Genomic DNA, 26,096 nt, shown 5'->3' on the forward strand with positions numbered 1-26,096 from the left:
CGATTGGTTCGGTTCAAACGCATCTTCATACATTACCTTATTTATTGAATAAATTCACTTGTTTAGCTCTGATGCTCTACTAGGACTGTGTGAGTGTATTTTGTGCAGTAGAATGCTCTAATTTGGCTGGAAAATAGCATTCTGCTGTATTCCGTACAACAGATATTTGAGGATACCGTACAAAACAGCCTTTTCATGAAATTCTAGTGTACAAAGTACAATTGCCTACGATTTTCGGCCGATTTAAAGAGAATCTATTGCAGGAAATACAATCGCGGCCGCATCTTCAGTGGATTGAAACCGTTGGAACGGCTGATGCTTACGAAGCGAGTTTTGCTCGAAGTGAATACAGGATGCGGAACCCCGCAAAACTTTTAGGAGGATAACTATGAAATATGTAATTGGTGTCGATCTTGGAACCAGCGCGGTAAAGACTGTACTGGTAGATCCCCAGGGCAAGGTGGCTTTCGAGCATTCTGAAGCGTATCCGCTCAGCAGACCCCAGCCGAACTGGAGTGAGCAGAATCCGGAGGATTGGGTGAAGGGAACCATCGCCAGCCTGAAGCGTCTGATGGAAGTATCGGGTGCAGAGCCTGGACAGATCGACGGCATCAGCTTCTCCGGCCAGATGCACGGGCTTGTGCTCGTTGACGGCGAAGGCAAGGCGCTGCGTCCCGCCATTCTATGGAATGATACACGTACGACTGCGGAATGCCGCAAAATTGAGAAGAAGCTTGGCAGCAAGCTGATTGATATCGCCAGAAACCGTGCGCTCGAAGGCTTCACGCTTCCGAAGATTCTGTGGGTTCAGGAGCATGAGCCAGAGGTGCTCGCGAAGGCTGAATTATTCCTGCTGCCGAAGGATTATGTGCGTTACCACCTGACAGGGGACTACGCCATGGACTACTCCGACGCAGCCGGAACTCTGCTGCTCGACGTAGGCGCGAAGCAGTGGAGTGCGGAGATTGCCGGAGCGTTCGATCTGCCGGTCTCTCTCTGCCCGAGACTCGTGGAATCCTTCGAGCAGACCGGAACCCTGCTTCCGGCGGTGGCCGAAGCCTCCGGCCTGCTTCCTACCACCAAGGTGTTCGCCGGCGGGGCAGACAATGCTTGCGGCGCACTGGGTGCCGGCATTCTGGGTGAAGGCCGGACGATGTGCAGCATCGGTACTTCCGGTGTGGTATTGTCCTACGAGAGCAACAAGGATCTTAACCTCGAAGGCAAAGTGCATTTCTTCAACCACAGTGAGAAGGATGCCTTCTATATTATGGGTGTTACCTTGGCAGCAGGACACAGCCTGACCTGGTTCAAGGAGACCTTTGCAGCAGACAAGAGCTTCGACGAATTACTGCGGGGAGTGAACGAAATCCCGGCTGGAAGCAGCGGTCTCTTGTTCACCCCTTACATCAGCGGGGAACGTACACCGCACCCGGATGCGAGCATCCGCGGCAGCTTCATCGGTATGGATTCCGGACATACCCTGTCCCACTTTACCCGGGCTGTGCTGGAAGGCATCACGTTCTCGCTGCGTGAATCGATTGAGATTGTGCGTGAATCCGGCAAAGAGATTACCGAGGTCGTGGCGATCGGCGGCGGGGCTAAGAATGAAGCCTGGCTGCAGATGCAGGCTGATATCTTCGGCGCTACGATCATCAAGCTGGAGAGCGAGCAGGGTCCGGCTATGGGCGCAGCTATGCTGGCAGCCTATGGCGCAGGCTGGTTCGAGTCCCTGGGTGCATGTGCGGAAGCCTTCATCCGTCCGGCAGAGACCTATACTCCTAACGCAGAGCAGGCGGCGCTCTATGACGGTATTTTCGCTTTGTACCAGGATGTATACGGACAGACCCGCGAGCTGAATGAGAAGCTGGCCTCTTACCGCAAATAGAATATCTGCATGGAATGACTGCCATCCTGTATAGGGTGGCAGCTTATTTTCTTTAAGGTATAAGATCTATATAAGAAGACTATCTGGTGACAACAGCAGCCGGAAGTCCAAATGTTCACCGCAGTAACGACACTGCTTCAAGTACAATTTTAAGTGTTCCTTATTTAGTATGATAAATTCCGGCTCGTAAGCTCGAGTACGGCATGAAGGGAGGCCCCCTATTGATCAAAGTACTGATTGTGGATGATGAGCCCAAGCTGAGGGAAGGGATGCGCACCTTGATTCCCTGGGAGGAAGAGGGGTATACCGTGGTGGCGACAGCGGCTAACGGTTATGAAGCGCTGGACAAATTCCGTGAGCTGGACCCTGGACTTGTAATTGCAGATATTCGTATGCCGGGGATGAGCGGGCTGGAATTGATTGCTGAGCTGCGCAATGAGAATCCGGGCTGCCATGTGCTGATTCTGAGCGGCTATGCCGATTTTGAATATGCGAAGCAGGCTATTTCCTATCATATTGACGGATATTTACTCAAGCCGGTGGATGAGGAGGAGCTAATCAGCTATCTGCAGGAGCTGCGGGAGAAGATCAGCCTGGAAGAACGGATCAACGAATGGCAGGCTCTGGAGCCGGCAAGAACCACCGAGGTGCTGGTGCGGGAGCTGCTGCAGTCGAAGGAAGCCGGAGAGGCGGCTGCCGAGTTGGGCCTGGGGGACAGCAGCTGCGAAGTAGTGCTGCTGGAATTGAAAGGGCTTAACAAGGGGGAGGATGCCCGCGAAGAGTCGGTGAAGCGGCTGATGGAGCGGCATTGGCAGGAGCAGGAGGAGCGCGGTTTCTTCTTCACCCTCCCCCCGTATATGGGAATTCTGCTGAAGGAGCCGCTCCGGGATGAACGCGCCCGGGCGGCGCTCTGGCAGGAGCTGCACTACCTGATCTCGAAGGAGGGGCTGGAGTTCGTGGCCGCAACGGGCGGAGCGGCTGTCCGGCCGGAGGAGGCCGGAGAGTCCTTCGGGGCTGCGCGCGCCCGGCTGGAGGATGCCTTCTTCGGGCAGAAGAACACACTGCTCTGTGGAATGCCGGACCCCTGGGAGGAGCCTGCACAAGGCGCGGTTGAACCGGAGGTGGAGCTGGACCCCGAGCGTGATATCGAGGTGCAGCTGCTGCTGGCAGTGGAGGCTGGTAGCAGCGAGGTGGCCAGGGAGCTTACGCTGCAGATTATCCGCCAGCTCGTGCATACCCAGCGGGACGAGACCTATGTCAAGGACCAGCTGCTGCGGATTGTCAGCAGCACGATTGCCCGGCTGGAGGCAGCGAGTCCTGAGCTGCGCCCGCTGATTGCCGGACAAGCCTCGCCGATGGGCGAGGTCTACAGCAGCAGGTACCTGCATGATGCAGAGCGGCTGGTGTCGGGCTATATGGAGCAGCTCTCCAGGCTGACGGGCAGCGGAAGCGGACGCGGCGATGAGATTAAGCGGATTACGGATTTGATCCAGCGCCGGTATAAGGAGAATTTGAAGCTGGGCACACTTGCCGAGATTTTTAACTACAATAGCGCCTACTTGGGTAAAATGTTCAAGAACCAGGTGGGTGAGCACTTCAACACCTATCTGGATAAGGTGCGGATCGAGAAGGCCAAGCAGCTGCTGACCCAGGGTATGAAGGTCTATGAGGTGGCCGAGCAGGTCGGATACATGAACTCCGATTATTTCAATGCCAAATTCCGCAAATATGTCGGCGTCTCCCCAAGCGCATACCGCAAGGAGAACTAGTCTTATCTAAGAAGCGCTAAAGCACTTAACGAAAAGCAAAAAGAAGCGGAGGGGAAATTTGGAACTGTAGGAGCGTTAGCGACCGCCTCCGGATGTTATCTGCTGCAAGCAATATAATTAACAACATCTGGAGACAACAGCGGCCGGAAGTCCAAATGTTCACCGCAGTGACGACCAAGCTTAGAGTTCAAATCTTTTAGTGGGCCTTATTTAGACCAGCGTCAAGCTTGCAGAAAATCAGGTATGAGGCTTATGATATACAGGCTGTTCCCCTTCTTGCAGAAGACCGGGAGCAGCCTGTTTTTATAGAGAGGGGAGATTGATATCAAGAAGCTGGTGCGGATGGTCAATAACATGAAGCTGAAATACAAGCTGATCTTCTTTTATATCATAGTGGTGATGATTCCCGTGCTGATTGCAGGGGTGATTCTGACGAATTATTTTCGGGAGGGAGCCTTGAACAGAGCGATTGATCAGGCCACCAACAACGTGGAAAAGATCAAAAGCCAGTTGTACAGCAAGCTGCGTGTCCCTACAGACATTTCGAATCTGCTCTATTTCGATGAGGATCTGGAGCGGCTGGTCAATACGCATTATCCGAGTATCCTGGAGTTGACCAAGGCATACCTGAATTATACCGACCTCAAGGAATATGTGCTGCGGTACCGGGAGATCTCCAATATCCGCTTTTTCATCGATAATCCCACACTGGTGGACGATATGTCCATCGCGCCGGTAACGCCGGAGATCCGTACGAGAAACTGGTATACACAGGCTATGCGGAACAATCAGATCTACTGGATGTATATCCACGACAAGGACCCTTATATCAACAGCCCCAAAGGGACCATCAACAAGCTGAGTCTGATCCGCCAGGTTCCCTACCCTGAATACAGCAAGTCAGGAATTCTGATGGTGCAGGTGAATCAGGATGAGCTGAACCAGATGCTGCACCAGGAGCCGTTCGAGACCATCATTATCGATGAGCAGGGCTATATTGTATCCGCCAAAAATCCGCAGCTGGTAGGCAGCACGGTGGATGCTTTTGACATAGGGATAAATGTGCAGTCGCAATCCAAAGGTGTGTTCATGACCCAGGTGAAGGATAAGGATTCCTACGTCATGATCGATGAGATGATCCCTGAGCTGAGTGTCAGCAGGCTGAAGATTATCTCGGTATTTGAGACTAAAAGCATTCTTAGCGATGCTAATAAGGTGAGTCAGCTGGGCCTGTTTATCGTAATCGGGGTGCTGCTGGTTGCGCTTGTACTGGTATACACCATCTCGCTGCTGACGAGCAACCGGCTGCTGCGGCTGAGCCGCCAGCTCAATCAAGTGGCCCTCGGGAACCTGAACATCGTCTCCCATATTGACGGAACAGACGAGATCGGTCAGCTGTCGCGCCAGTTCAACTACATGGTAGCCAGCATCAACCAGCTGATTACCCAGGTGATAGAGAGTAATGAGAAGAATAGTACGCTGGAGATCGCGCAGCGGGAGATTAAGCTGAAGATGATGGCCAGCCAGATTCATCCGCATTTTCTGTTCAACGCGCTGGAGTCGATCCGTATGAACGCCCATCTGCGGGGAGAGAAGGAGATCGCCAATATTGTCCGGCTGCTGGGCAAGCTGATGCGCAAGAACCTGGAAGTAGGCCGGGAGAGAGCGCCGATCAAGGAAGAGGTCGAGATGATCCGCTCCTATCTGGAGATTCAGAAGTTCCGGTACGAGGACAGGCTGGAGTATGAGATTGCCTTCGATCCCGCCGCCGCTGAGGTGATGATTCCGCCGCTGATTATCCAGCCGCTGGTGGAGAATTCCGTCGTTCACGGTCTGGAGAACAAGGAAGGGACGGTGCATGTCAGCATCGCCGTCACTCTCACGGAGAATCAGGAGATTCAGGTCATTGTAATGGATGACGGGATCGGCATGACGGAAGACCGGTTGGCTGCGATTATGGAGGTCATCACCAAGGCGGAGGAAGAGGAGCAGGGCCGGATCGGGCTGCGCAATGTGCAGCAGAGACTGACTCTGTATTACGGAGCAGAGCATGGGCTGAGCATCTCAAGCCGGGAGGGAGAGGGGACCCGGATTACATTTTCAATCCCGAAGGGACAGTGATTTGAAGGCTTAAAGGGATACAGGCGGGGAGAATGTCTAATTTCTATAGGTTTTTACGTGAAATCTGTTGGGTATTCTCGCCCCCGGCGCTGGGATAAGATAAAGCTATCAAAGCGAAGGGGGAATAATGATCGTGAAAGCGCTCACTGAAAGCGGTGTTACAGCAAATGAAAGCGTAACCCCCCGCCCACCTGCGAAACGGAATAACGGATTTTGGAAAAGCGTACTCCAGCAAAAGTACTTATACCTGATGTCCCTTCCATTCGTAATCTGGGTATTTATATTCAGCTATGTGCCTATATGGGGATGGCTAATGGCCTTCCAGAATTATAAGCCGGTCAGGTCGTTCAGCGAGCAGAAATGGGTCGGACTGGACAACTTCAGGGAGCTGTTCCAGGATGAACGCTTCTACCTCGTATTAAGAAATACACTTGCGATGAGCATGCTGGGACTGATCTTCGGCTTCGTGGTTCCTATCCTGTTCGCCGTGATGCTCAACGAGCTGCGCGGGAACATCTTCAAGAGATCGGTTCAGACGATATCTTACCTGCCCCACTTTGTATCCTGGGTCGTTGTTGGCGGGATTGTCTACAAGACGCTTGCCATCGATGGCGGGATCGTGAATGATCTGCTGCTCTGGACGAATGTGATTGATGAGCCGATTCAGTTCATGGCCAAAGGGAAATACTTCTGGGGAGTCTTAACGGCTGCCGACATCTGGAAGGAAACAGGCTGGAATGCGATCATCTATCTGGCAGCGATTACAGGCATTGATAAAGAGCTGTATGAAGCGGCCAAAGTGGACGGTGCAGGACGGGTCAAGCAGATGTTCAATATTACACTGCCGGGTATACGTACAACAGTTATGGTGCTGCTGATTATGAATATCGGCCATCTGGTCGGTATCGGCTTCGAGAAGCAATTCCAGCTGCAGAACAATATGGTTACCGATTATTCGGAAGTTCTGGATTTGTATGCGCTTAAATACGGGATACAGATTGGACGGTTCTCCTATGGTACCGCGATAAGCATGTTCACCTCGGTAGTCAGTGTCATCCTGCTGTTCACCGCCAACGGTCTGATGAAGAAATTTGCCAAAGAAAGCATTATGTAAGGAGGGGATCATCCATGAGCAGCAAAGCATTCCAAATGTCAAAAGGTGAACGTGTCTTCGATATTTTTCTCTACATCGCTCTATTCCTGATTATGATTGTGACGTTATATCCCTTTCTGAACGTGCTGGCGATTTCCTTCAATGAATCTACGGATACGGTCCGGGGCGGCATCTATATCTTCCCGCGGGTCTGGACTCTGGAGAATTACCAGCGGATCTTCAGCTATACGGGACTGATTCAAGGCTTCAAAATATCGATTCTGCGTACCCTTTCCGGTACTCTTCTGGGGCTGATCAGTGCTTCCATGCTGGCCTTTACCCTCAGCCGTCCGGAGTTCAGAGCCAGAAGATTCGTCTCGGTATTCCTGGCCCTGACCATGTATTTCTCCGGCGGTATGGTGCCGATGTACATTCTCATGAAGGACCTGAATCTGATCGGAACGTTCTGGATCTACATCCTGCCGGGTATGGTTTCCGCGTTCAACGTGTTCATTATCCGCTCCTTCATGGACGGCCTGCCGTTTGCCCTGCAGGAATCCGCCAAGCTGGACGGCGCGAATGACTTTATGATTTTCTACAAAATCATTCTTCCGCTCTGTAAGCCGGTGCTGGCAACCATCGCCTTGTTCCTGGCCGTGGGGCAATGGAATGAGTGGTTCACCACCTATCTCTACAACGGCAACAAGCCGCATCTGACTACGCTGCAGTTCGAGCTGATGAAGGTCTTGTCTTCGACCAATCAGGGCAGTGGCATGGCAAATGCGAATGATATGGCCAGACAGATGGCGCAGATTTCACCGGAGTCGATCAAGATGGCGATTACGATTGTCGTAACGGTGCCGATTCTCGTGGTCTATCCGTTCCTGCAAAAGTATTTTGTCGGCGGTATGACACTGGGTGCTGTTAAGGCATAAGCCTTAATTCCTCAGGGGCAGGAGAAGCTGCCGGGTTTAGTGCAGAACCTGGCAGCCAAGCCGCTTGGGGTGAAGTGTTAATTAGTGGTAATTTATATTTATAGTAGTTTTGCAAGCGTTCACAATGGTATATTCAGGTCTCACCTGATATGCATAAAGGCAACATAATAAGATACAAGGGGGATACACAATGAACCGCAAGAGTACCAAGACGATCTTCACACTCCTGCTGATGAGCTCGATGCTGATCGCCGGTTGTGGAGGCAACGGCAATAATGCAGCCAACAATACGACGCCTAACAACTCAGGAACTACATCTGATGCTACTGCCGCAGCAGATGATACGGCTCTAGATACCTCACCGGCTACATTCACCTTCTTCGGTGCGGATGCCAGCCCGAACTGGAACAAGATGCAGGATGATGTAGGTAAAGCGATTACGGAGAAGACAGGGGTTACCCTTGAAGCTGAATTCGATGTAGGCAGCGGCGGCGGCGACCAGAAGATTGCGATGATGGCGGCGAGCGGCGACGTTCCTGATATTATTTTCGCTAAAGGAAGTCTGAGTACCCTGGTGGATGCGGGACTGATCATTGATATGACGGACCTGATTGACAAATATGGCCCCAACCTCAAGAAGGTCTACGGCGAGAATATGAACCGGCTGAAGTACAGCCTGGATGACCAGAGCATCTATCAGATTCCTACGAATGTGGGTGTCGGCCAGAAATCCTTTGATGCCACAGGCGGATTTGAAATTCAGCATCGTGTGCTTAAAGAGCTTGGCTATCCGAAGGTGCGGACTGTAGCTGATTTTGAAAAGGTGCTTAAGGATTATGTGAAGCTACATCCGGAAACCGATGGACAGCCTACCATTCCGCTGACGCTGAATGCCGATGACTGGAAGATTATGATCACCGTGACGAACCCGGCCTTCACTACAACCGGCGCACCGGATGATGGTGAATATTATGTGGACCCTGAGACCTTCGAAGCGAAGCTTCACTACAAACGCGCCGAAGAAAAGGAATATTTCCGCTGGCTGAACGGCATGTACAATCAAGGCCTGCTCGACAAGGACACCTTCGTACAAAAGGATGACCAATACAAAGCGAAAGTGGCCAGCGGCCGTGTACTCGGTCTGATCTCCCAGGAATGGGAATACTCCGACGGTGAGAATGCCCTGAAGGCTGCCGGCAAAGACGAGTATACCTATGGACACTTCCCTGTAACCCTGACCGAAGAGTATAAGGACCATTCCTTCATGCAGACCGGTATCGACGGCTACGGCATTGCGATTACTACGGCAGCCAAAGATCCTGAGCGGATCATCAAATGGCTGGACTGGATGTCCTCCGATGAAGGCCAGGTCCTGAGAACCTGGGGGATTAAAGACAAGCACTATACTGTGGATGCGAATGGCAAGCGCGAGGTTCTGCCTGAGATCCGTGACGGCTTAGCCAACGATACGGCGAACACTCAAAAAACAACCGGGATCGGCCAGTACCTGATTTTCGGTGCACGGTATGGCGACGGCGTGAAGGATTCAACAGACAACTATTACACCACAAGCTTCCCTGAGCAGATTGTTGCTTCGTACTCCGAAGCTGAGAAGGAATCCCTTGCCGGATATAAGGCGACTACCTGGAAGGACCTGTTCCCGAAAGAGGATGAATTCCCTGTAAAAGAAACAGGTGCCCTGTACAACCTGCCGGTTCCGACAGACGGTAAATATCAGGTCATCTTCAAAAAGACCCAGGATATCGTACGTAAACGTATCCCGGAAGCGATTCTGTCCAAACCGGCTGATTTCGATAAAGTCTATGATGCCTTCCTGGCCGAGCTGGACAAAGCTGGCGCCCAGGATATGGAAAAAGAATTCACTGATCTGGTGAAGAAGAGAGTATCCCTGTGGACAGGCAAAAATCTGTAAATCCTAATGGGATGTAGCATGATCCAGAGTACAGCAGAAGGCAGAAAGGCCCGACTTAGGTCAGGGCCTTTTGCTGTATTCAGAACTTAGTACGAAGGGTGAGGAGAACATGGAAACTAAACAAAATACATCCGCATGGAAGCTCAGATACCGTCAGCCCGCAGCTGTCTGGGAAGAGGCGCTGCCGCTCGGGAACGGGCATATGGGGGCTATGGTATTCGGCGGTACGGATAAAGAGCTGATCTCGCTGAATGAGGACACCTTATGGTCCGGGTTCCCCCGGGATACCAACAATTATGAAGCACTTAGGTACCTGAAGAGAACCCGGGAGTTAATCGCTGCAGGTCAGTATGGTGAGGCCGAGGATATGGTGAATGCCCATATGCTGGGGGTCAACGCCCAGGCCTACATGCCGCTGGGGGACCTGATTCTTAAGCAGCCGGGCACAGAGAATTGCACGGCCTATGAACGAGAGCTTGATCTGGATAGCGGAGTTGCCAGAGTGACCTATCAGACCGGGCAGGGAGCCTTCACCCGTGAAGTATTCATCAGCACACCAGATCAGGTTGGCGTCGTGCATCTGATAAGCGATCAGCCCGGAGGAATTCAGCTTGAGCTGGCACTTGACAGCCAATTACAGCACAGCGTTAGCCCGGGGGAGGGAACCCGGCTGGTAATGCAGGGGCGCTGCCCCTCGCATATTGCCGACAATTACCACCAGGATCATCCGCTTGCGGTGCTCTATGAAGAGGGGCTTGGAGTTGCGTTCGAGCTGCACCTGCACGCACAGGTAACCGGGGGAAGTATCCGGCATTCCGCAGGCAAGCTGGTAATCAATGGCGCGGACCGTGTGCTGCTGCTGCTGGCTGCCGGAACGGATTATGAGGAGGTGCGGTCCAGAGCAAGCCATAGGACTGCTTCGGCTGCTCAACATTTGGAAGCAGTGGTAAGCCCGGCGGAGCTATGCGCCGGCAGATTAAGTGCTGCGGCTGGTAAGACTTATGAGGAGCTGCGGAGAAGGCATACTGAGGATCACCAGGCGATCTTCCGCCGGATGGATCTGGATCTCGACGGTCACGAGGCAGATGAGCGGCCCACTGATGAACGTCTGGCCGCATATCAGGACGGAGCGGAAGATCCGGCGCTCGAAGCGCTGCTGTTCCAATATGGCCGCTATCTGCTGATGGGCAGTTCGCGGGCCGGAACCCAGGCAGCGAATCTGCAGGGGATCTGGAATCCACATGTTCAGCCGCCATGGAACAGCAATTACACGACCAATATCAATACACAGATGAACTACTGGCTGGCGGAGGTCTGTAATCTCAGCGAATGCCATGAGCCGCTCTTTGAGCTGATTAAGGAGCTTAGTGAGACCGGTGCCAGAACCGCAGCTATTCATTACGGGGCGCGCGGCTGGGTAGCCCATCATAATGTGGATCTGTGGAGGACTTCCACACCGTCCGGCGGAGATGCCAGCTGGGCCTTCTGGCCAATGGGCGGGGTGTGGCTATGCCGCCACCTGTGGGAGCATTACGAATTCACTCTCGACGCTGCTTATCTGGAGGACACCGCGTATCCGCTAATGAAGGGAGCTGTCCTATTCTGCCTGGATTGGCTGGTGGAAGGACCGGAGGGCCGGCTGGTCACAAGTCCGTCTACTTCGCCGGAGAACCGGTTCATCACGGAGGATGGCAGAGCTTGCAGTATATCTATGAGTTCAGCCATGGATATGAGCCTGATCGCTGAGTTGATGCAGCACTGCCTGGAGGCTGCGCGCATTCTCGGCGTGGACTCTGAATTTCAGGAGGAGCTGGAACAGACGCTCACCCGGCTGTCTCCGCTGAAGATTAGCAAGGATGGACGGGTCCAGGAATGGCTCTATGACTTCGCTGAAGCCGAGCCGGGGCACCGCCATGTCTCCCACCTGTACAGCCTGTATCCGGGCAGCCGGATTAACCGGCGGGACACGCCGGAGCTGCTGGAGGCCAGCCGCTTAACGCTGGAGCAGCGGGTTGCTTCTGGCGGGGGACATACCGGCTGGAGCTGCGCCTGGCTGATCAACCTCTATGCCCGGCTCGCAGACGGCGATGCGGCTTACGGCTATGTGCGCACGCTGCTAACCCGCTCTGTCTATCCCAACCTGTTCGATGCGCATCCGCCGTTTCAGATTGACGGTAATTTCGGTGCGGCCGCCGGCATTGCAGAGATGCTGCTGCAGAGTTATCTGGGGGAGCTTACGCTGCTTCCGGCACTTCCGGAGGCCTGGAAGAATGGCCGCATCCGGGGTCTTAAGGCGCGCGGAGGGTATGAGGTGGATATCGAATGGCAGGCTGGGGTTCTGGTATCCGCGCGGATTACAGCCCGGTTCGATGGAACACTGCGCCTCGGCTATTCGCAAGAGCTGAAGCTGAAGCTTGGAGACGGGAGTGTCCAGGCGCTGCACGGTGCGCTTGAGGTTACGGCTGGCGGGGTGTACTCGGTGGGGCTGTGATGATTAGGGGGACGTATATAGAATTATGTAAGTGGTTGCTGCCGCAGTTTCCTGATGGTGACCTGGAAGCTGCGGCATTACTTGATGGGGAATCTGTCTGTGCTTTATATTTTATATAGATTTAAAAATATGTGGACTTCGATTCCTCCATTTCTTCAGAATTTTTAATTTGAAGTTTCGCTCTTTAAACAACTACAGCAAGTAATGTATGTCTTCGGCAGGCAATAATCTCAAGCCGTCGTATTCATATCCAAGACGCCAGTCTGATATTACTTTGTCACTCTTTTTGATGTCTGCCTTGATCTGTCTTCTTAAAGCATCTGAAAGACCAATTCCTTTAATGCATGAAGAAAAAGATTCAAGATAGGTTTTTAATGCGGCTGGGATTGATCCAACTGCTGCGGAGATAGTTGCTGCTGGACCAATAACACTAGAAGCAGTAGCTGCACTGTATACGACATTTGTAGCTAATGCCGATGCTGTCAAATGGCATCGTTCCAATTCACTCTTTACAGCTGATTCTAAACTTTCAGGATAAACAACTTCGGCATATACTCGAAACTTGCTCTTTCTGGTCTGAGTACATGGCAGTTTAATATCTTGCCTACACATACGTCCAGGGTTACTCCATGTTGGACAGGGGACATTAGTCCAGCCAGTTACACACATTGCTACCTTAAACTCAGGATAATCAAATGAAAAAAGATCTTTTTGCATTACCCCAGGAGCACGGAGGATAGGGTGGTTTGTAGAGTCAACATATACTTGATGATAGTTACTCAACTGATATTCATCTCCTTTATATTAATTATATGTTTAAGGTATTGTGATGGAGCCCAATTGGTGCAATATTTCACATTCAACTTAGGATTTTCATTTCGGTTTTTTTTCTTGATAACACATCTAACGTGATTATCAGAAGTAAAATCAAGCGAGTACAAATTTCCTATTAGAGCTTCAGAATTAAACGGGAGAGAACGACTTTAACCAATCGCTTGCTAAGGGTTTGCCGTGCACTGATATGTATAAGCGCTGATCATAATTGCATTCTGTACAACTAAATCGTCTGATGTACCGCTGAATATCCGTTTAGCTGTATTCCATACAATTAAAATGCCTTTATATCGGTGTTCTCACTTAATCGGGAGCTACTGCTCGCAGCGGGTAGAGCATTGTTTATTATGCACGGAGAGGACAGAGCCGATATAATGGATAGAACAGGAAGTAACGCCTGGCTATTCTTCAGGTTGAAGTTGTAAACAGGGCATTATTGGCATTTACTATAGAGTATACGGCTACGGCCGATGATATAGATTGCAGGAGGCGCGCGGATTATATGGGGAAAAGACAGGGATCGCTGTTGAAGACGGCGGTTGGACTTATGCTTGTGTTTGCTGCTTTACCGCCTGCGACGTATTGGGGATACGAGCATGCGTATGCTGCATCGGAATCGGCGGTGGTGCAGACCACGCAAGGGATGACGCAGAAGCTGGCCGGAGCGATGAGTAACCGCAGAGAGACGATTACCTTCACTTATCAGGGCAAGACCGCCAAGCTGAAGAGTGAGATCCAGACGGCAATCAATCAGGCGATGGGGAGCGATCCGTACCTGTATTATATTATTGACAGCTATGCCTTCTCCTACCGCGGAAGCACGCGGGCTGTTCATGTGACGGTTCAGGTGGAATACCGGGAGACGCTGCAGCAGACGGCCTATGTGAACAAGCAGGTGAAGGCTATTCTGCAGCAGATCATAACACCGGGGATGAACAATCACCAGAAGGTAAAAGCGATCCACGACTGGGTTGTGCTGAATCTGGAATACGATCACTCGCACCGCAAATACACCGCTTATGAGGGACTTCAGACCGGGAGTGCGGTCTGCCAGGGCTATACGCTGCTAACCTATAAGCTGCTGCTGGGGGCGGGGATTCCGAACAGAATTGTGGAAGGGACGGCCAGGGCGGCAGACGGTGTGACCCAGTCGCATGCCTGGAATCTGGTCCTTCTGAACGGAGCATGGTATCATCTCGACACCACCTGGGATGACCCGGACCCGAGTCCGGAGGGCGGAATCAGCACGGTCTATTATATGAGGACCGATGCCCAGATGCGGCTTGACCACACTTGGACCAAGTCCTATCCGGCAGCCTCCACCAGTTATGCCCAGACCTTGAATAAGCTAGTCAATCAAGGGGGCCAGGGGGTGGAGGCATACAAGACGCTGCAGAAGGACCTGAATTACTGGCTGTACGAGGAGAATCGGGTGATTTCGTCGGCAGAACAGCTCGAGAAGCTTGCGAAGCAGGCGGCAGAGGCCGGACAGCAGTCGCTGCTCTTCCGCTACCGGGGAAGCGACGAGCTGCTGAGGCAGGATCTGCAGGTGCTCTACGGGCTGGGACTGAATAACCTGGCCTTCAACAGTTCGCCGTTCGAGAATACAGGAGATCTTAAGGTATATGTGACCTGGAAATAAAATAGTGTCTGCTACCCCGGCGAACCAGCCAGGGTGTACTTCAGGCCTTGGTCTCCAGGAATTGGATGGTCTGAAGCTTGTTTGTTGAAGGGTTGAAGCGGACCATCACGACTACGCCGAATTCCCGGCCTGCCTTGCTCCGGACCACCAGCTTGAACTTCTCTTCTGCAAGCTTTGGCTTGATCTGGGTCCGGCCGATGTGCTTGTAATCGATGATCTCGGCGTTGTATTTCTGCTGCGTCTCCTTCACGGCGATGGTTCCCCACCGGGCATAGTCAGGTGCAGCGGAGCTCCGGCTTAACGGGCTGCTCAGGACCAGGGCTAACGTCAACAAGGCTACTGTCCATATTTTTTTCATAAAGGCCTCCTTGAACTGGAATTACAGGTTAGCGTCCCCCGGCCCCCGCGCCTTTATACGACTCCCTAGAGCACAGCTCTGGGGTTTTAGTATTTTCCGTACCCGTTCTCACAGGTAATATTCATTTCGAGAAGCTCGTAAAGAGACTGCTTGGAAGCCTCCAGGTTTTTTTGCGCAGCTTCAATTTCCGAAATTTTGTCGGTGATGATCCATTTTTGTTCCTCTTTCGATATTCCCTGCTTGGAGATCATCGATTTAATATCGTGGATTGAGAATCCAACAGCTAAGCTATTCTTTATGACTTCAAGATACGGAATAATCTCAGGGGCATAATTCCGGTAATTATTCTCTTCTCTGAGGATGTACTCCTCCGTAATCAGGCCTATTTTCTCATAGTAGCGCAGGGTTGATATCGGAAGGTCAGCTCTTTTGGCAACTTCACTGGTTTTCATGGCAATCCCCCCATTTATTGTTCTTGCTATGAAGTATACTTTATAGTTTACAATTCTCCTAGTGATGATACGTTCACGTTCATCCGTACCATTCCTATATAAAAGGAGAGAAATGTACATGAGCACAATGATGGGGAAATACCATAAAACCAATGATTTCAATGAAATTGTCCTGGAACGCCGTTCCGTGAAGGTCTATGATCCTGAGGTGAAAATCAGCAGAGAGGAACTGACAGAGATTCTGGCGGAAGCTTCCCGCGCCCCCTCTGCCGTTAACCTGCAGCCATGGCGCTTCCTGGTCATTGACAGCACTGAAGGAAAAGCGAAGCTTGCACCGCTGGCCGCCTTCAACCAGACCCAGGCGCTCACCTCCTCGGCTGTGATTGCGGTATTTTATGATACGAACCACGTTGAATATATGGACGAAATTTTCGGCAAGGCTGTGGAGCTTGGGTACATGCCACGCGAGGTAATGGACATGCAGCTGCAGCAGGTCAAACCTTATTATGCCAAAATCTCCGCGTCCGAATTGCGGGATATGAATCTGATTGACTCGGGGCTTATCTCCATGCAATTGATGCTTGTAGCCCGTGCGCACGGATACGATACCAATCCGATGGCCGGGTATGACAAGGAGCATATTGCAGAAGCTTTTAGCCTGGACAAAGAACGGTTCCAGCCGGTCATGCTGATCTCGATCGGCAAAGCCGCCAAAGAAGGGTATCCATCCTACCGTCTGCCAGTCGAGACGATTACAACCTGGGCATAAACAGCAGTAGCAGGGGTTCCTCAGGAATAGAAGCAAACTTAAGCTAACGATATTCAAAAGACCGGTTTTGGCCCATTGCTGCGGGGTCCAAACCGGTCTTTTGCTGAAACGGTACCGTCCTTTAGAAGGACGGCAATGCCGTTTCCACTTCTGCTGCAATGAATCAGTCTGCGTGGGTGCTCAGATCACACTTCTCCAGCGGGATAAGGCTGCTCTTGCGGAACCAGCCATAGCCCAGCCAGATCAGCAGGAACAGCGGCACGCTGACATAAGAGACCAGAATGCCGTACCAGTCGATCTTCGCACCGGTGAAAGCGCCCATGTTCTGGCCGAATACGGCGACCATACACAGAGCAAAGGCAAACAGCGGACCGAACGGGAACCATCTAGCCCGGTAAGGCAGCTCCTCCAGCGAATGGCCCTGCTTCACGAAGGCCCGCCGGAAACGGTAATGGCAGACGGCAATCCCGAGCCAGTTGATGAAGCCGCACATCCCGGATGCGTTAAGCAGCCAATTGTAGACCGCGCCGTCTCCGAAGAAGGAGGCAAGGAAGGCGAGCATGCCGACAGCGGTAGTCACGAGCAATGCGCCTACAGGAACACCTCTGCGGTTCAGCTTGCCGAGTGCGCGCGGTGCCATTCCATCCTTGGCCATGGCGTACAGGACACGGGTGGAGGCGTACATCCCGGAGTTCCCGGCAGACAGCACGGAGCTGAGAATCACGGCATTCATGACCGAGGCGGCAATCGCCAGCCCTGCTTTGTTGAAGACGATGGTGAACGGGCTGACGCCGATATCATCAATACCGCCGCGGAGCAGATCGGGATTCGTATAAGGAATCAGCATACCGATGACGGCAATGGCGAAAATATAGAAGATCAGGATGCGCCAGAACACCTGGCGGATCGCGATCGGCACGTTGCGGCGCGGATTCTCGCTCTCTCCGGCGGCTACGCCGACCAGCTCTGTTCCCTGGAAGGAGAACCCGGCGGCCATGAAGACCCCGACGAAGGCGAAGAAGCCGCCATGGAACGAGCTGCCTCCGAGCTGGAAGTTGCTGAAGCCCACCGCCTTGCCGCCCAAAATCCCGAAGATCATCAGGACGCCGACCGTCAGGAAGACGACCACCGTAATAATTTTGATAATGGCGAACCAATATTCCGACTCGCCGTACCCCCGCGCAGACAGGAAGTTCAGGCCGAACATGAGCGCCAGGAAGAGCAGACTCCACAGGAACGAAGGGCTGTCCGGGAACCAGTACTTAATGATAACGGTGGCTGCTGACAGTTCGGCTGCAATGGTCACCGCCCAGTTGTACCAGAAGTTCCAGCCGATAGCGAAGCCGAAGGCGGGGCTGACGAACCGTGTACCGTAGGTGCTGAAGGAACCGGAATCGGGCAGATAGGTGGCCAGCTCCCCAAGGCTGGTCATCAGAAAATAGACCATAATGCCGACGGCCGTGTAGGCGAGCAGTGCTCCGCCCGGACCGGAGGAGGCGATGGCCCCGCCGCTGGCGAGGAACAATCCGGTTCCGATCGAGCCGCCGAGGGCGATCATGGTCAGATGTCTTGCTTTGAAGGATTTGCGCAGGCCCGGCGTATTGGCGTTGCCCGCCTGTACTGCCGGCCGTTTAGGCTGCTGTGCTTGCATGAATAAGACACTCCCTTTAGATTGATAGTTCTGTTCACAGGGGGAGTGCCGCTGCCTGCATATGCCAGTGTCTTCTTCCCGGCATGCTGCACGCAAAAAAACCGCAGACGGACGCTGCGGTTTCCTGATTATAGGCTCCGCATCATACTCCCTGTTAAGATAGCGCAACACAGTGCAGCTCCCGCAGTCTCCTGACAGGCGGCAATACACAGTGACAGTTCCGCGCCTTTCGGCAAACGGCCCCAATCGTAGCTGCGGACTAAGAGCAGCAGTTACGATTTCGGCGGATATTCCTTTGGGCGCGTATCACTGATGGCTCTTAGGCATCTCCACGCGCTTACTCTTCTTATCCGCGACCTCTACCTCATCCTAGGTATGATGAGGCTATCTTTGAACGATATGAACAACAGGAATCAGTATAAGGCATACCGGCTTCTCAGGCAATGACAAAATACGGCAGGTTCACGTCAGCTCCGCCGGCGCTCTGACATCTGCTGCCAGACCGTGCCCGCCGCTTCCTCGCCGGACAGAATCCGCTCCAGCGCCATCTTGGCCTGGAGACCTACCTCGAATTCGGGGTCTTCGGCAGCAACGCTCAGCGCGTCCTGGGCCTCGGCGGTTCCGACTTCATAGAGGAAGCGTGCCGCCCGCCAGCGCACCAGCTTGCTGGCATCACTCAGCGACGCCGTCATCACCGGCGTCGCTGCCGGGTCGCCGATGTCGGAGAGCGTGTCCCCGGCTGTGCGCCGCACGGCCGGGGCGCTGTCCGACATCGCCTCATAGAGCAGTTCCATCGCACCGGGCGTGCGGATGTCGCCCAGGTACACGACCGCAAGTCTGCGAATCTGCAGCTTGGGGTCGTGCAGCGCCGCCCGCAGCTCCGGCAGGAGCTGCTCGCCCGGCGCCAGATCCTCCAGCGCGGCGTAGCGCACGCGCCAATCCGCATCGTGCAGGTCCCGCAGCAGCTCGGCCTGCTCCTTCTTGTGCCGCTGCTCGACGAACTCGCCGGCAGCCCCGTGCGCGATGGCCTGCTGCACGAGGGAGTCGAGGCGTTCCTGCGGATACGCCGCCTCCAGCTCCTGCTCGACCTCGCGGGCAATCTCCGGCGGCTCGCCGTAGCGTACGCCGTAATCGCTGAGCTTGCGCTCCTTGATCATCACGGCGCTGGCCACATCGGTCACCGCCTGGGTGAAGCGGCTGGAGAGGGCGATGCGCTCCTCCTTCGCGCCGGTCTTGACGCGGATCTGGATCGGGATGCCGCGGAACATCTGCACGAACACCTGGGACTCCCCGTAGTGGGTGCCGTCATTCTCATCGCCGAGACTGTATTCCGCGCTGAGGCCGTCCGCTCCGAAGCGGTTCTGGACCTCGCGTAGAATTGCAGCCCAGTCCGCACTGCCTTTGCGCTCCAGCGCGGCGAAGTCAGCGGCATGATAAATACTGGTGACGCCGGGAATGTCTAGCATCTCCTGCGCCCAGGAAGGGGCGGAGCGCCGGGTCTCCGGGGTATAGGTCCGGCGGATACCGGGTGCAAGGCTTTCATCGAGATGAAGCTTCATGGTATTTGGACTCGGTGTCGGTTCAATAAATGTAATCTTCATATGTCAGCTCCTCTTCTAAGTAGCATAAGCACCGTTTGCTTTACCCGCATTTTACCTCATTTAAGCAAGTGAATACAAAGGGGGCCGGAAGTCCGGACGTTTCCCGCCCGGCCATTTGGGTACAATTTGTAATGAGCGTCCCGCAGGGCCCTGTAATTTTGCAAATGATTCTGCGGAACCCTATAGTTAAGATATGTGGTTTGCCGCCGGCAACAGAAATGGCAAATCTGCTATAAGGAGTGGTTCTTGCTATGGCCAGAATACGATATAACAACATCGACAATGTAAGCACCGATAAAACACTTAAGGAATTCCGCCAATGGCGGGAGGAACGCCGCCGGAAGAAGAAGGATTACACCTACAAAGTGCCGAATCATCCGCCGCGGCTCGACTATCTGGCCGGGAACCGGCTGGAGACAACGATTACGTGGATTGGGCATTCTACCTTTTTTCTGCAATACGAAGGGCTTAATATTATCACCGACCCGATCTGGGCGCGGCGGCTGGGCTTCGAGAAACGGATCGGGCAGCCGGGCATTCCGCTTGCGGATATCCCGCCCATCGATCTGATTCTGATCTCTCATTCCCACTATGATCACCTGCATATCGCGTCCATCCGCAAGCTGTACCGGGCAGGAACAACTATTGTGGTGCCCGCCGGACTTAAGCGCAAAATGCTCCGCAAAGGCTTCCCGAACTGTCAGGAAATGCAGTGGTGGCAGGAGATAACGCTGGGCGCTGTCAAGCTGACGTTTGTCCCGACCCAGCACTGGACGCGGAGAACGCCGTTCGATACGAATTCCTCGCACTGGGGCGGTTATGTGCTTCAGCCGGCAGACCCGCAGAAGCACCCGGAGGGGGAGGAGGGTAAGGCGCAGCATAAGCTGCTTCCGCCGAACCTCTATTTTGCCGGAGACAGCGGCTTCTTCCCGGGCTTCAAGGAGATCGGCAGACGCTTCAAGCTGCATGTTGCGCTGATGCCGATTGGCGCTTATGAACCTGAATGGTTCATGAACTCCCAGCATGTGAATCCCGAGGAGGCCGTGCAGGCCTTCCTTGATGTAGGCGCCGAGCTGATGATTCCGATGCACTTCGGCACCTTCAGGCTGGCCGATGATACCGCCCGCGAAGCGCTGGACCGGATGGAGCAGGCGAGGGTGGCGCAGGGGCTTGGCGAGGAGCGTATCCGTACCCTCGGGTACGGGGAGACGCTGGTCGTGCAGCCCGAGGAACGCCCGGCGGGGCAATAGCCCGTAGAAGGCTTGTATTAAACACTTCTACTTAAATAAGAGCCGTAATAAGGGCCATTTTGCTTGATTTTATGCTATAATGAGCCGGAACCTATGTGAAAAGGATGGTAATGCTTAATGATTAGCACAAGCGGTATAACACTCCGCTACGGAAAACGCGCACTATTTGAGGATGTAAACATAAAATTCACACCCGGCAACTGCTACGGTCTGATTGGCGCGAACGGCGCCGGCAAATCGACCTTCCTAAAGATTCTGTCCGGAGAGATCGAAGCGAACATCGGCGATGTGCACATCACACCCGGTGAACGTCTGGCCGTACTGAAACAGAACCATTTCGAGTATGACGAGTTCCAGGTGCTGGAGACCGTAATCATGGGTCATACCCGCCTGTATGAAATTATGAAGGAAAAGGACGCCCTGTACGCAAAGAGCGACTTCACCGAAGCGGACGGACTTCGTGCCGGTGAGCTGGAAGGCGAATTCGCGGAGCTGAACGGCTGGGACGCCGAGCCTGACGCAGCCGCCATGCTGATCGGTCTTGGCATCATGCGTGAGATGCATGACAAGAAAATGGCCGAACTCAGCGGCAACGAGAAGGTGCGGGTCCTGCTGGCCCAGGCCCTGTTCGGACGTCCGAACAACCTGCTGCTCGATGAGCCTACCAACCATTTGGATCTCGAATCGATCGGCTGGCTGGAGAATTTCCTTATGGACTACGAAGGCACCGTTATCGTGGTATCCCATGACCGTCACTTCCTGAACAAGGTCTGTACGCATATTGCGGATATCGATTTCGGCAAAATCCAGATGTATGTCGGCAACTACGACTTCTGGTATGAGTCCAGCCAATTGGCCCAGGCGCTGCAGCGCGATGCCAACAAGAAGAAGGAAGACAAGATGAAGGAGCTGCAAGCCTTCATTCAGCGCTTCTCGGCGAACGCCTCGAAATCGAAGCAGGCGACTTCCCGTAAGAAGCAGCTCGAGAAGATTACCCTGGATGACATCCGTCCGTCCAACCGTAAATATCCGTTCCTGAACTTCAAGCCGGAGCGTGAAGCCGGCAAGCAGCTGCTTACGATCAGCGGCCTGACCAAGGCAGTGGACGGTGAGAAGGTGCTGGATGAAGTCAGCTTTGTAGTCAACAAAGGGGATAAGATCGCATTTGTAGGACCGCATTCCCAGCCTAAATCCCTGCTGTTCGATGTCATTATGGGCGAGAAGGAAGCAGATGCGGGTGAATACACTTGGGGAGTGACAACTACCCAGGCGTATTTCCCTAAGGATAACTCCAGCTACTTCGACGGGGTGAATATGAACCTGGTGGAATGGCTGCGCCAATACTCCAAGGATCAGGACGAGACCTTCCTGCGCGGCTTCCTGGGCCGGATGCTGTTCGCCGGCGAAGAAGCACTGAAGAAGGCAAGCGTATTGTCCGGGGGCGAGAAGGTCCGCTGTATGCTGGCCAAGATGATGCTGAACGGAGCCAACGTGCTGGTATTCGATGAGCCTACCAATCACTTGGACCTGGAATCGATCACCGCACTCAATAACGGCCTGATCGACTTTGACGGCACGATCCTGTTCACCTCCCATGACCATCAGTTCATCCAGACGATTGCCAACCGCATTATCGAGATTACTCCGGCTGGAATTATTGACCGTACGATGAGCTATGACGAGTATCTGGAGAACCCGGAGATCAAGGAAATGCGTGCCCGGATGTACCCTGTAGAGGCTTAAGAACTAGATATAGGCAGAATGAACAGTTATGAGTTCATATACAAACGGCTGCGTCGTCCCCGGAGGGATTACGCAGCCGTTTATGTTCACCATATACAACAACCTAGAAGTCTAGGAACCGCCAGTCCGGCGGCGCTGATTGTTAGGCTTCTTGTTATTCTGGCTTTTCAGCGGCTTCGCGGAGCCGGCCTGGAAGGTTGAACCTGGTTTTCCTGAAGCATGCTGTTTCTTCTGCTCCAGCTTCTGGCGGATGGCATCGGCCAAATTAATTTTTGGTTTCTCAGTGTTCTCGCTCATTATGTTACCCCCTTAGGCAGCAAGTCCTTATTCCTTATTCTAATTGTTTTTAAATGCTGCTACAAGGGCAAGAATAACTCAAAGAAAGTTTTCCTGTATTTATGCGGCAAAGGATGGGAGGGGCGGCAGAAATGACCGATATTTATGAGGATATACGCAAGGGTGAAAAGGGTGCGATGGTCAGCATTGCTGCTTATCTGGTTCTGTCTGCCTTCAAGCTGATCTGCGGCTACTTGTTCGCTTCCAGTGCGCTCCTGGCGGACGGATTCAACAATTTAACCGATATTGTGGCCTCGCTGGCGGTGCTGATCGGGCTGCGCATCTCGCGGAAGCCGCCGGATTCCGATCATACCTACGGACATTTCCGGGCCGAGACGGTTGCCGCGCTGATGGCTTCTTTCATTATGGCGCTGGTGGGCATCCAGGTTATAGTGGAAGCGGTACGCTCTTTGTTTGAGGGAAGCAAGGCTGTACCGCAGCTCTGGTCGGCCGGAGTGGCGCTGGTGTGTGCCGTAGCGATGATGGGGGTATATATATATAACAAGCGTTTGGCGAAGCGGATCAATAATCATGCGCTGATGGCTGCTGCCAAGGATAATTTCTCGGATGCTATCGTAAGCGTAGGTGCAGCTGTAGGGATTGTAGGGGCACAGTTCGGACTGCCGTGGATCGATTCCGCGGCTGCCATCGGAGTCGGCTTGCTGATTATCAAGACCGCCTGGGATATTTTCCGCGATTCCACGTACCGGCTGACGGACGGCTTTGACGAAGATAAGCTGCTGGACCTGCGCAGCACCATTGCCCGGACACCGGGCGTAGAGGGCATCAAGGATCTGAAGGCCCGTGTACACGGCAATCATGTGCTGGTGGATGTAGTCGTAGAGGTGAATGCCCGCATGACAGTCATGGAAGGGCATGAGATCAGCGACTCGATTGAAGAACGGATGACCAAGCTGCACAACATCATGCATGTGCAAGTTCACGTGGAGCCCAAGGACTAACATTCCATGATTTCTCCTAGTTAGCTGTAATTTCCACCAAATCCAAGGAGAAATCGAGACTATAGACCTGGATGTTACCATAAGATGGAAAGGTTTTTTGTGAAATTTGGAGCATGTTCCAAATCCCGGGCCAGCCTATAATGAGGGCAGAAAGCAACAAACGTAGCGCGCGCCGTTGTTGATTTTCTTAATACGCTAAGCGGGGGAACGCTATGATCGTATCACGCAAGAAAATTACAGCATCGTTATGGGTTTCCGCATCATTGGCATTATCCTTGGGAGTGTTCAGTCCCGGGCAGGCTTTCGCTGCAACCGAATCTTCGATTACAACGCTTGCGGCGTCCGCTGGACAGACAGGCATTATTGAAGCTTCGGTAAGGCTGCGTACAGATCCGTCTACCAGCAGCACGGTATTGAAATATCTGAATAAAGGCGACCAGGTAGTTATTCTGGAAGCTACGAACAGCTACTGGTACAAAGTAAGAACGGCAGAGGGAATTGTGGGGTATATGAGCTCGGGGGATTCCTATATCCGGGTAGGTACAGCTTCCGCACCTGCGTCCCGGACAGCGGTGATTCAGGCCACGGTCCGTGTAAGAGAGACCCCTGCAACCAGCGGGCAAGTGGTTGGATATCTCTATAAGAATGACCAGGTAACCATTCTTGAAGAGACCAATAGCTATTGGTACAAAATAAGAACGGCAAACGGGACGGTGGGTTATACAAGCTCATCCGATCAATATATTACAGCGGGTGCTTCATCGCCGCCTGCTCCAGTCACTCCAGCTCCAACACCGGCACCTGTTCAGACACCGGTGCCTGCACCTGTTCCAACACCAGCTCCGGCACCTGTACCTACAGCCGGGCAGACTGCTGTGATTGAACGAGTGATATCAGCGGGCATGGGCTATCTGGGAACACCATATGAATACGGCTCTGACCGCAATAATACAAGTACCTTCGATTGCTCTGATTTCATCCGCCAGATCTTCATGGATGCAGCGAACTTGAAGCTGCCTGCCGATTCCCGGCAGCAAGGGGACTGGGTGAAGCAGAACAGTGGTGCAGTTACGGATGTATCCGGCTTGAAGCGGGGCGATTTGATGTTCTTCATGGATTATAAAGGAACTTCTCCCTCTGCTTATGCCGGAATCAACAAATCTACGGCAAGAATTACGCATGTCGCCATGTATTTGGGTGACGGGAAGCTGCTGCATACCTATTCAGTAAGCTCCGGCGGTGTAAGAGTGGATAATCTTAGCGCTTCTTGGATGAACCGTTTCCTGTACGGAGGCTCGGTCATCCGCTAATATATACAGCTAGGACAGCAAGAAGCGACAGGCAATACAAGTTTGTGACGGGTGAACTACAAGCGGATGTATGGCGGGGTTATCCCTTCAGTAGAAGATTCTACTGGAGGGATAACCCTTTTTATATGTTTTGGTGGGGGAATTTAGCATCCATTAGACGCAAAAAAAGGCCGTTTGGATTGGCGTCCACGTGCCTTGTTAGGTACATCCGTTGAGTCATAGCTGCAGCATAGGAGTGGAGCAGCTATGACTCCTATATGTCCAATCGCTTATGGATTGATTACGTATGCAGAGGCAGGAACCTTGATCCAGGCTTTACCCAGCCAAGTGTAGATTTCTCTCCATTCGTTGCCCATAGCGTCTTTTGTGATCACACCAGTAGTATCAACAGTCTGTGCACCCAACCAGCCAATAGCAGTTGTGCTTCCCGCAGAAAGATGGAATGCTGTGAGTTTGGTCAGAATGATCTGAGGTGTTGCTGGCTTGATGTCAGCTTGTGTAATTACCGGGTCTGCCAGGTTCAGGTAAGTCACTCCGGTTACAGTAGTTACTGCATCGGAAGAAGTGGTTTTGGTAGTTTCTGTTGTTCCTGTTACTACCTCAGCTGCGGAAGCTGTTGCTGCCAAGGAAGCCATAAGACCCATTGCTACTGTTAAACTGGCTAATTTTTTCATCGATGATTCCTCCTAGGTATGATGGTGAGATGTTCTATGTTCATGCTGTGCTAATAAGGATGTAAACATAAATTGCATTGAATGAACCAGCGGCATCAATAAATTTTATTTTTCTTATCCGGCCTTAGCGGGGAACGCCTCATTACGGACTGAATCACGGATGACAACCTGAGCGGAAAGGCCTATACTTTTTGAAGGGGAATGAAGCCCATTTCAACACTACATAAGACTGGCGGGAACAGCAAGAGGCCCGGAGATCTCCTGGCGGAGATCTCCGGGCCTGCAGC

Annotated in this window: 20 protein-coding genes and 1 riboswitch; of the genes, 13 read left to right on the forward strand and 7 right to left on the reverse strand. The window is 53.0% G+C overall.

Annotated features, from left to right (window positions below):
- Positions 1–388 precede the first annotated feature (388 nt).
- The 7 genes from xylB to MHH78_RS06975 all read left to right on the forward strand — a co-directional run bounded on the left by xylB (position 389) and on the right by MHH78_RS06975 (position 12,227).
- Positions 389–1,885 (forward strand): xylulokinase, encoded by a 1,497-nt coding sequence (gene xylB / locus MHH78_RS06945; protein WP_341166965.1) that lies wholly within the window; start codon positions 389–391, stop codon positions 1,883–1,885.
- 221 nt (positions 1,886–2,106) lie between these two features.
- The gene (locus MHH78_RS06950) at positions 2,107–3,654 is read left to right on the forward strand and encodes a response regulator transcription factor (protein ID WP_341166966.1); all 1,548 of its coding nucleotides are present in this window, start codon (positions 2,107–2,109) and stop codon (positions 3,652–3,654) included.
- Positions 3,655–3,996: 342 nt separating this feature from the next.
- Positions 3,997–5,775 carry a sensor histidine kinase gene (locus MHH78_RS06955; RefSeq protein WP_341166967.1) on the forward strand — a complete coding sequence of 593 codons (1,779 nt, stop codon included), beginning with the start codon at positions 3,997–3,999 and terminating at the stop codon, positions 5,773–5,775.
- 127 nt (positions 5,776–5,902) lie between these two features.
- Entirely contained in the window at positions 5,903–6,889 is a 987-nt protein-coding gene (locus MHH78_RS06960) for an ABC transporter permease (protein ID WP_341166968.1), read from the forward strand.
- A 14-nt stretch (positions 6,890–6,903) separates the two neighbouring features.
- The gene (locus MHH78_RS06965; protein WP_076080400.1) at positions 6,904–7,803 is read left to right on the forward strand and encodes a carbohydrate ABC transporter permease; all 900 of its coding nucleotides are present in this window, start codon (positions 6,904–6,906) and stop codon (positions 7,801–7,803) included.
- 190 nt (positions 7,804–7,993) lie between these two features.
- Positions 7,994–9,736, forward strand: coding sequence for an ABC transporter substrate-binding protein (locus MHH78_RS06970; RefSeq protein WP_341166969.1), 1,743 nt, complete (start codon positions 7,994–7,996; stop codon positions 9,734–9,736).
- A 109-nt stretch (positions 9,737–9,845) separates the two neighbouring features.
- A complete protein-coding gene (locus MHH78_RS06975) occupies positions 9,846–12,227 on the forward strand; it encodes a glycoside hydrolase family 95 protein (RefSeq protein ID WP_341166970.1) in 2,382 nt (793 codons plus the stop codon).
- A 192-nt stretch (positions 12,228–12,419) separates the two neighbouring features.
- Here the strand turns inward: MHH78_RS06975 and MHH78_RS06980 are convergent, their stop codons facing one another.
- A complete protein-coding gene (locus MHH78_RS06980; protein ID WP_341166971.1) occupies positions 12,420–13,010 on the reverse strand; it encodes a hypothetical protein in 591 nt (196 codons plus the stop codon).
- A gap of 553 nt (positions 13,011–13,563) precedes the next feature.
- Here MHH78_RS06980 and MHH78_RS06985 point away from each other — a divergent pair.
- Positions 13,564–14,703: a transglutaminase domain-containing protein gene (locus tag MHH78_RS06985; protein WP_341166972.1), complete on the forward strand. Its 1,140-nt coding sequence runs from the start codon at positions 13,564–13,566 to the stop codon at positions 14,701–14,703.
- Positions 14,704–14,743: 40 nt separating this feature from the next.
- On the opposite strand, the gene MHH78_RS06990 is transcribed toward MHH78_RS06985, so the two are convergent.
- Together MHH78_RS06990 and MHH78_RS06995 are read right to left on the reverse strand one after the other, a co-directional pair.
- The gene (locus tag MHH78_RS06990; RefSeq protein ID WP_036730327.1) at positions 14,744–15,061 is read right to left on the reverse strand and encodes a DUF3889 domain-containing protein; all 318 of its coding nucleotides are present in this window, start codon (positions 15,059–15,061) and stop codon (positions 14,744–14,746) included.
- Between the two features lie 86 nt (positions 15,062–15,147).
- Complete coding sequence (locus tag MHH78_RS06995; protein WP_341166973.1) at positions 15,148–15,513, reverse strand: MerR family transcriptional regulator; 366 nt, start codon at positions 15,511–15,513, stop codon at positions 15,148–15,150.
- A 118-nt stretch (positions 15,514–15,631) separates the two neighbouring features.
- Here MHH78_RS06995 and MHH78_RS07000 point away from each other — a divergent pair, with 118 nt between their 5' ends.
- The gene (locus MHH78_RS07000; protein ID WP_341166974.1) at positions 15,632–16,282 is read left to right on the forward strand and encodes a nitroreductase family protein; all 651 of its coding nucleotides are present in this window, start codon (positions 15,632–15,634) and stop codon (positions 16,280–16,282) included.
- Positions 16,283–16,445: 163 nt separating this feature from the next.
- On the opposite strand, the gene MHH78_RS07005 is transcribed toward MHH78_RS07000, so the two are convergent.
- Together MHH78_RS07005 and MHH78_RS07010 are read right to left on the reverse strand one after the other, a co-directional pair.
- Positions 16,446–17,933, reverse strand: a complete 1,488-nt coding sequence (locus tag MHH78_RS07005; RefSeq protein ID WP_339251321.1) for an amino acid permease — start codon at positions 17,931–17,933, stop codon at positions 16,446–16,448.
- A gap of 152 nt (positions 17,934–18,085) precedes the next feature.
- Positions 18,086–18,303: riboswitch (Lysine riboswitch) on the reverse strand.
- A gap of 97 nt (positions 18,304–18,400) precedes the next feature.
- Positions 18,401–19,534: a conserved virulence factor C family protein gene (locus MHH78_RS07010; RefSeq protein WP_341166975.1), complete on the reverse strand. Its 1,134-nt coding sequence runs from the start codon at positions 19,532–19,534 to the stop codon at positions 18,401–18,403.
- Between the two features lie 251 nt (positions 19,535–19,785).
- Here MHH78_RS07010 and MHH78_RS07015 point away from each other — a divergent pair, with 251 nt between their 5' ends.
- A complete protein-coding gene (locus tag MHH78_RS07015) occupies positions 19,786–20,784 on the forward strand; it encodes an MBL fold metallo-hydrolase (RefSeq protein WP_341166976.1) in 999 nt (332 codons plus the stop codon).
- Positions 20,785–20,901: 117 nt separating this feature from the next.
- The gene (locus MHH78_RS07020) at positions 20,902–22,527 is read left to right on the forward strand and encodes an ABC-F family ATP-binding cassette domain-containing protein (protein ID WP_036730319.1); all 1,626 of its coding nucleotides are present in this window, start codon (positions 20,902–20,904) and stop codon (positions 22,525–22,527) included.
- A gap of 111 nt (positions 22,528–22,638) precedes the next feature.
- Here MHH78_RS07020 and MHH78_RS07025 read toward each other — a convergent pair whose 3' ends face one another.
- Complete coding sequence (locus MHH78_RS07025) at positions 22,639–22,824, reverse strand: hypothetical protein (RefSeq protein ID WP_340937983.1); 186 nt, start codon at positions 22,822–22,824, stop codon at positions 22,639–22,641.
- Between the two features lie 131 nt (positions 22,825–22,955).
- On the opposite strand from MHH78_RS07025, the gene MHH78_RS07030 reads away from it, so the two are divergent.
- Positions 22,956–23,825: a cation diffusion facilitator family transporter gene (locus MHH78_RS07030; protein ID WP_339251314.1), complete on the forward strand. Its 870-nt coding sequence runs from the start codon at positions 22,956–22,958 to the stop codon at positions 23,823–23,825.
- 212 nt (positions 23,826–24,037) lie between these two features.
- Positions 24,038–25,135: a C40 family peptidase gene (locus tag MHH78_RS07035; RefSeq protein ID WP_341166977.1), complete on the forward strand. Its 1,098-nt coding sequence runs from the start codon at positions 24,038–24,040 to the stop codon at positions 25,133–25,135.
- A gap of 269 nt (positions 25,136–25,404) precedes the next feature.
- On the opposite strand, the gene MHH78_RS07040 is transcribed toward MHH78_RS07035, so the two are convergent.
- Complete coding sequence (locus MHH78_RS07040; RefSeq protein WP_341166978.1) at positions 25,405–25,809, reverse strand: hypothetical protein; 405 nt, start codon at positions 25,807–25,809, stop codon at positions 25,405–25,407.
- Positions 25,810–26,096: the final 287 nt, after the last annotated feature.

Origin of the sequence: Paenibacillus sp. FSL H3-0333, from assembly GCF_038002805.1 — a bacterium.
GTDB classification, from domain to species: domain Bacteria; phylum Bacillota; class Bacilli; order Paenibacillales; family Paenibacillaceae; genus Paenibacillus_AQ; species Paenibacillus_AQ silagei.

Excerpts from the sequence above, each read along its gene's own strand:
- MHH78_RS07030 (WP_339251314.1), top strand. The coding sequence starts at position 22,956 with ATGACCGATATTTATGAGGATATACGCAAGGGTGAAAAGGGTGCGATG.
- MHH78_RS06985 (WP_341166972.1), top strand. The coding sequence starts at position 13,564 with ATGGGGAAAAGACAGGGATCGCTGTTGAAGACGGCGGTTGGACTTATG.
- MHH78_RS06965 (WP_076080400.1), top strand. The coding sequence starts at position 6,904 with ATGAGCAGCAAAGCATTCCAAATGTCAAAAGGTGAACGTGTCTTCGAT.
- xylB (WP_341166965.1), top strand. The coding sequence starts at position 389 with ATGAAATATGTAATTGGTGTCGATCTTGGAACCAGCGCGGTAAAGACT.
- MHH78_RS06990 (WP_036730327.1), bottom strand. The coding sequence starts at position 15,061 with ATGAAAAAAATATGGACAGTAGCCTTGTTGACGTTAGCCCTGGTCCTG.
- MHH78_RS06960 (WP_341166968.1), top strand. The coding sequence starts at position 5,903 with ATGATCGTGAAAGCGCTCACTGAAAGCGGTGTTACAGCAAATGAAAGC.
- MHH78_RS07035 (WP_341166977.1), top strand. The coding sequence starts at position 24,038 with ATGATCGTATCACGCAAGAAAATTACAGCATCGTTATGGGTTTCCGCA.
- MHH78_RS06970 (WP_341166969.1), top strand. The coding sequence starts at position 7,994 with ATGAACCGCAAGAGTACCAAGACGATCTTCACACTCCTGCTGATGAGC.
- MHH78_RS06955 (WP_341166967.1), top strand. The coding sequence starts at position 3,997 with ATGGTCAATAACATGAAGCTGAAATACAAGCTGATCTTCTTTTATATC.
- MHH78_RS07040 (WP_341166978.1), bottom strand. The coding sequence starts at position 25,809 with ATGAAAAAATTAGCCAGTTTAACAGTAGCAATGGGTCTTATGGCTTCC.
- MHH78_RS07015 (WP_341166976.1), top strand. The coding sequence starts at position 19,786 with ATGGCCAGAATACGATATAACAACATCGACAATGTAAGCACCGATAAA.
- MHH78_RS07020 (WP_036730319.1), top strand. The coding sequence starts at position 20,902 with ATGATTAGCACAAGCGGTATAACACTCCGCTACGGAAAACGCGCACTA.
- MHH78_RS07025 (WP_340937983.1), bottom strand. The coding sequence starts at position 22,824 with ATGAGCGAGAACACTGAGAAACCAAAAATTAATTTGGCCGATGCCATC.
- MHH78_RS06995 (WP_341166973.1), bottom strand. The coding sequence starts at position 15,513 with ATGAAAACCAGTGAAGTTGCCAAAAGAGCTGACCTTCCGATATCAACC.
- MHH78_RS07010 (WP_341166975.1), bottom strand. The coding sequence starts at position 19,534 with ATGAAGATTACATTTATTGAACCGACACCGAGTCCAAATACCATGAAG.
- MHH78_RS07000 (WP_341166974.1), top strand. The coding sequence starts at position 15,632 with ATGAGCACAATGATGGGGAAATACCATAAAACCAATGATTTCAATGAA.
- MHH78_RS06975 (WP_341166970.1), top strand. The coding sequence starts at position 9,846 with ATGGAAACTAAACAAAATACATCCGCATGGAAGCTCAGATACCGTCAG.
- MHH78_RS07005 (WP_339251321.1), bottom strand. The coding sequence starts at position 17,933 with ATGCAAGCACAGCAGCCTAAACGGCCGGCAGTACAGGCGGGCAACGCC.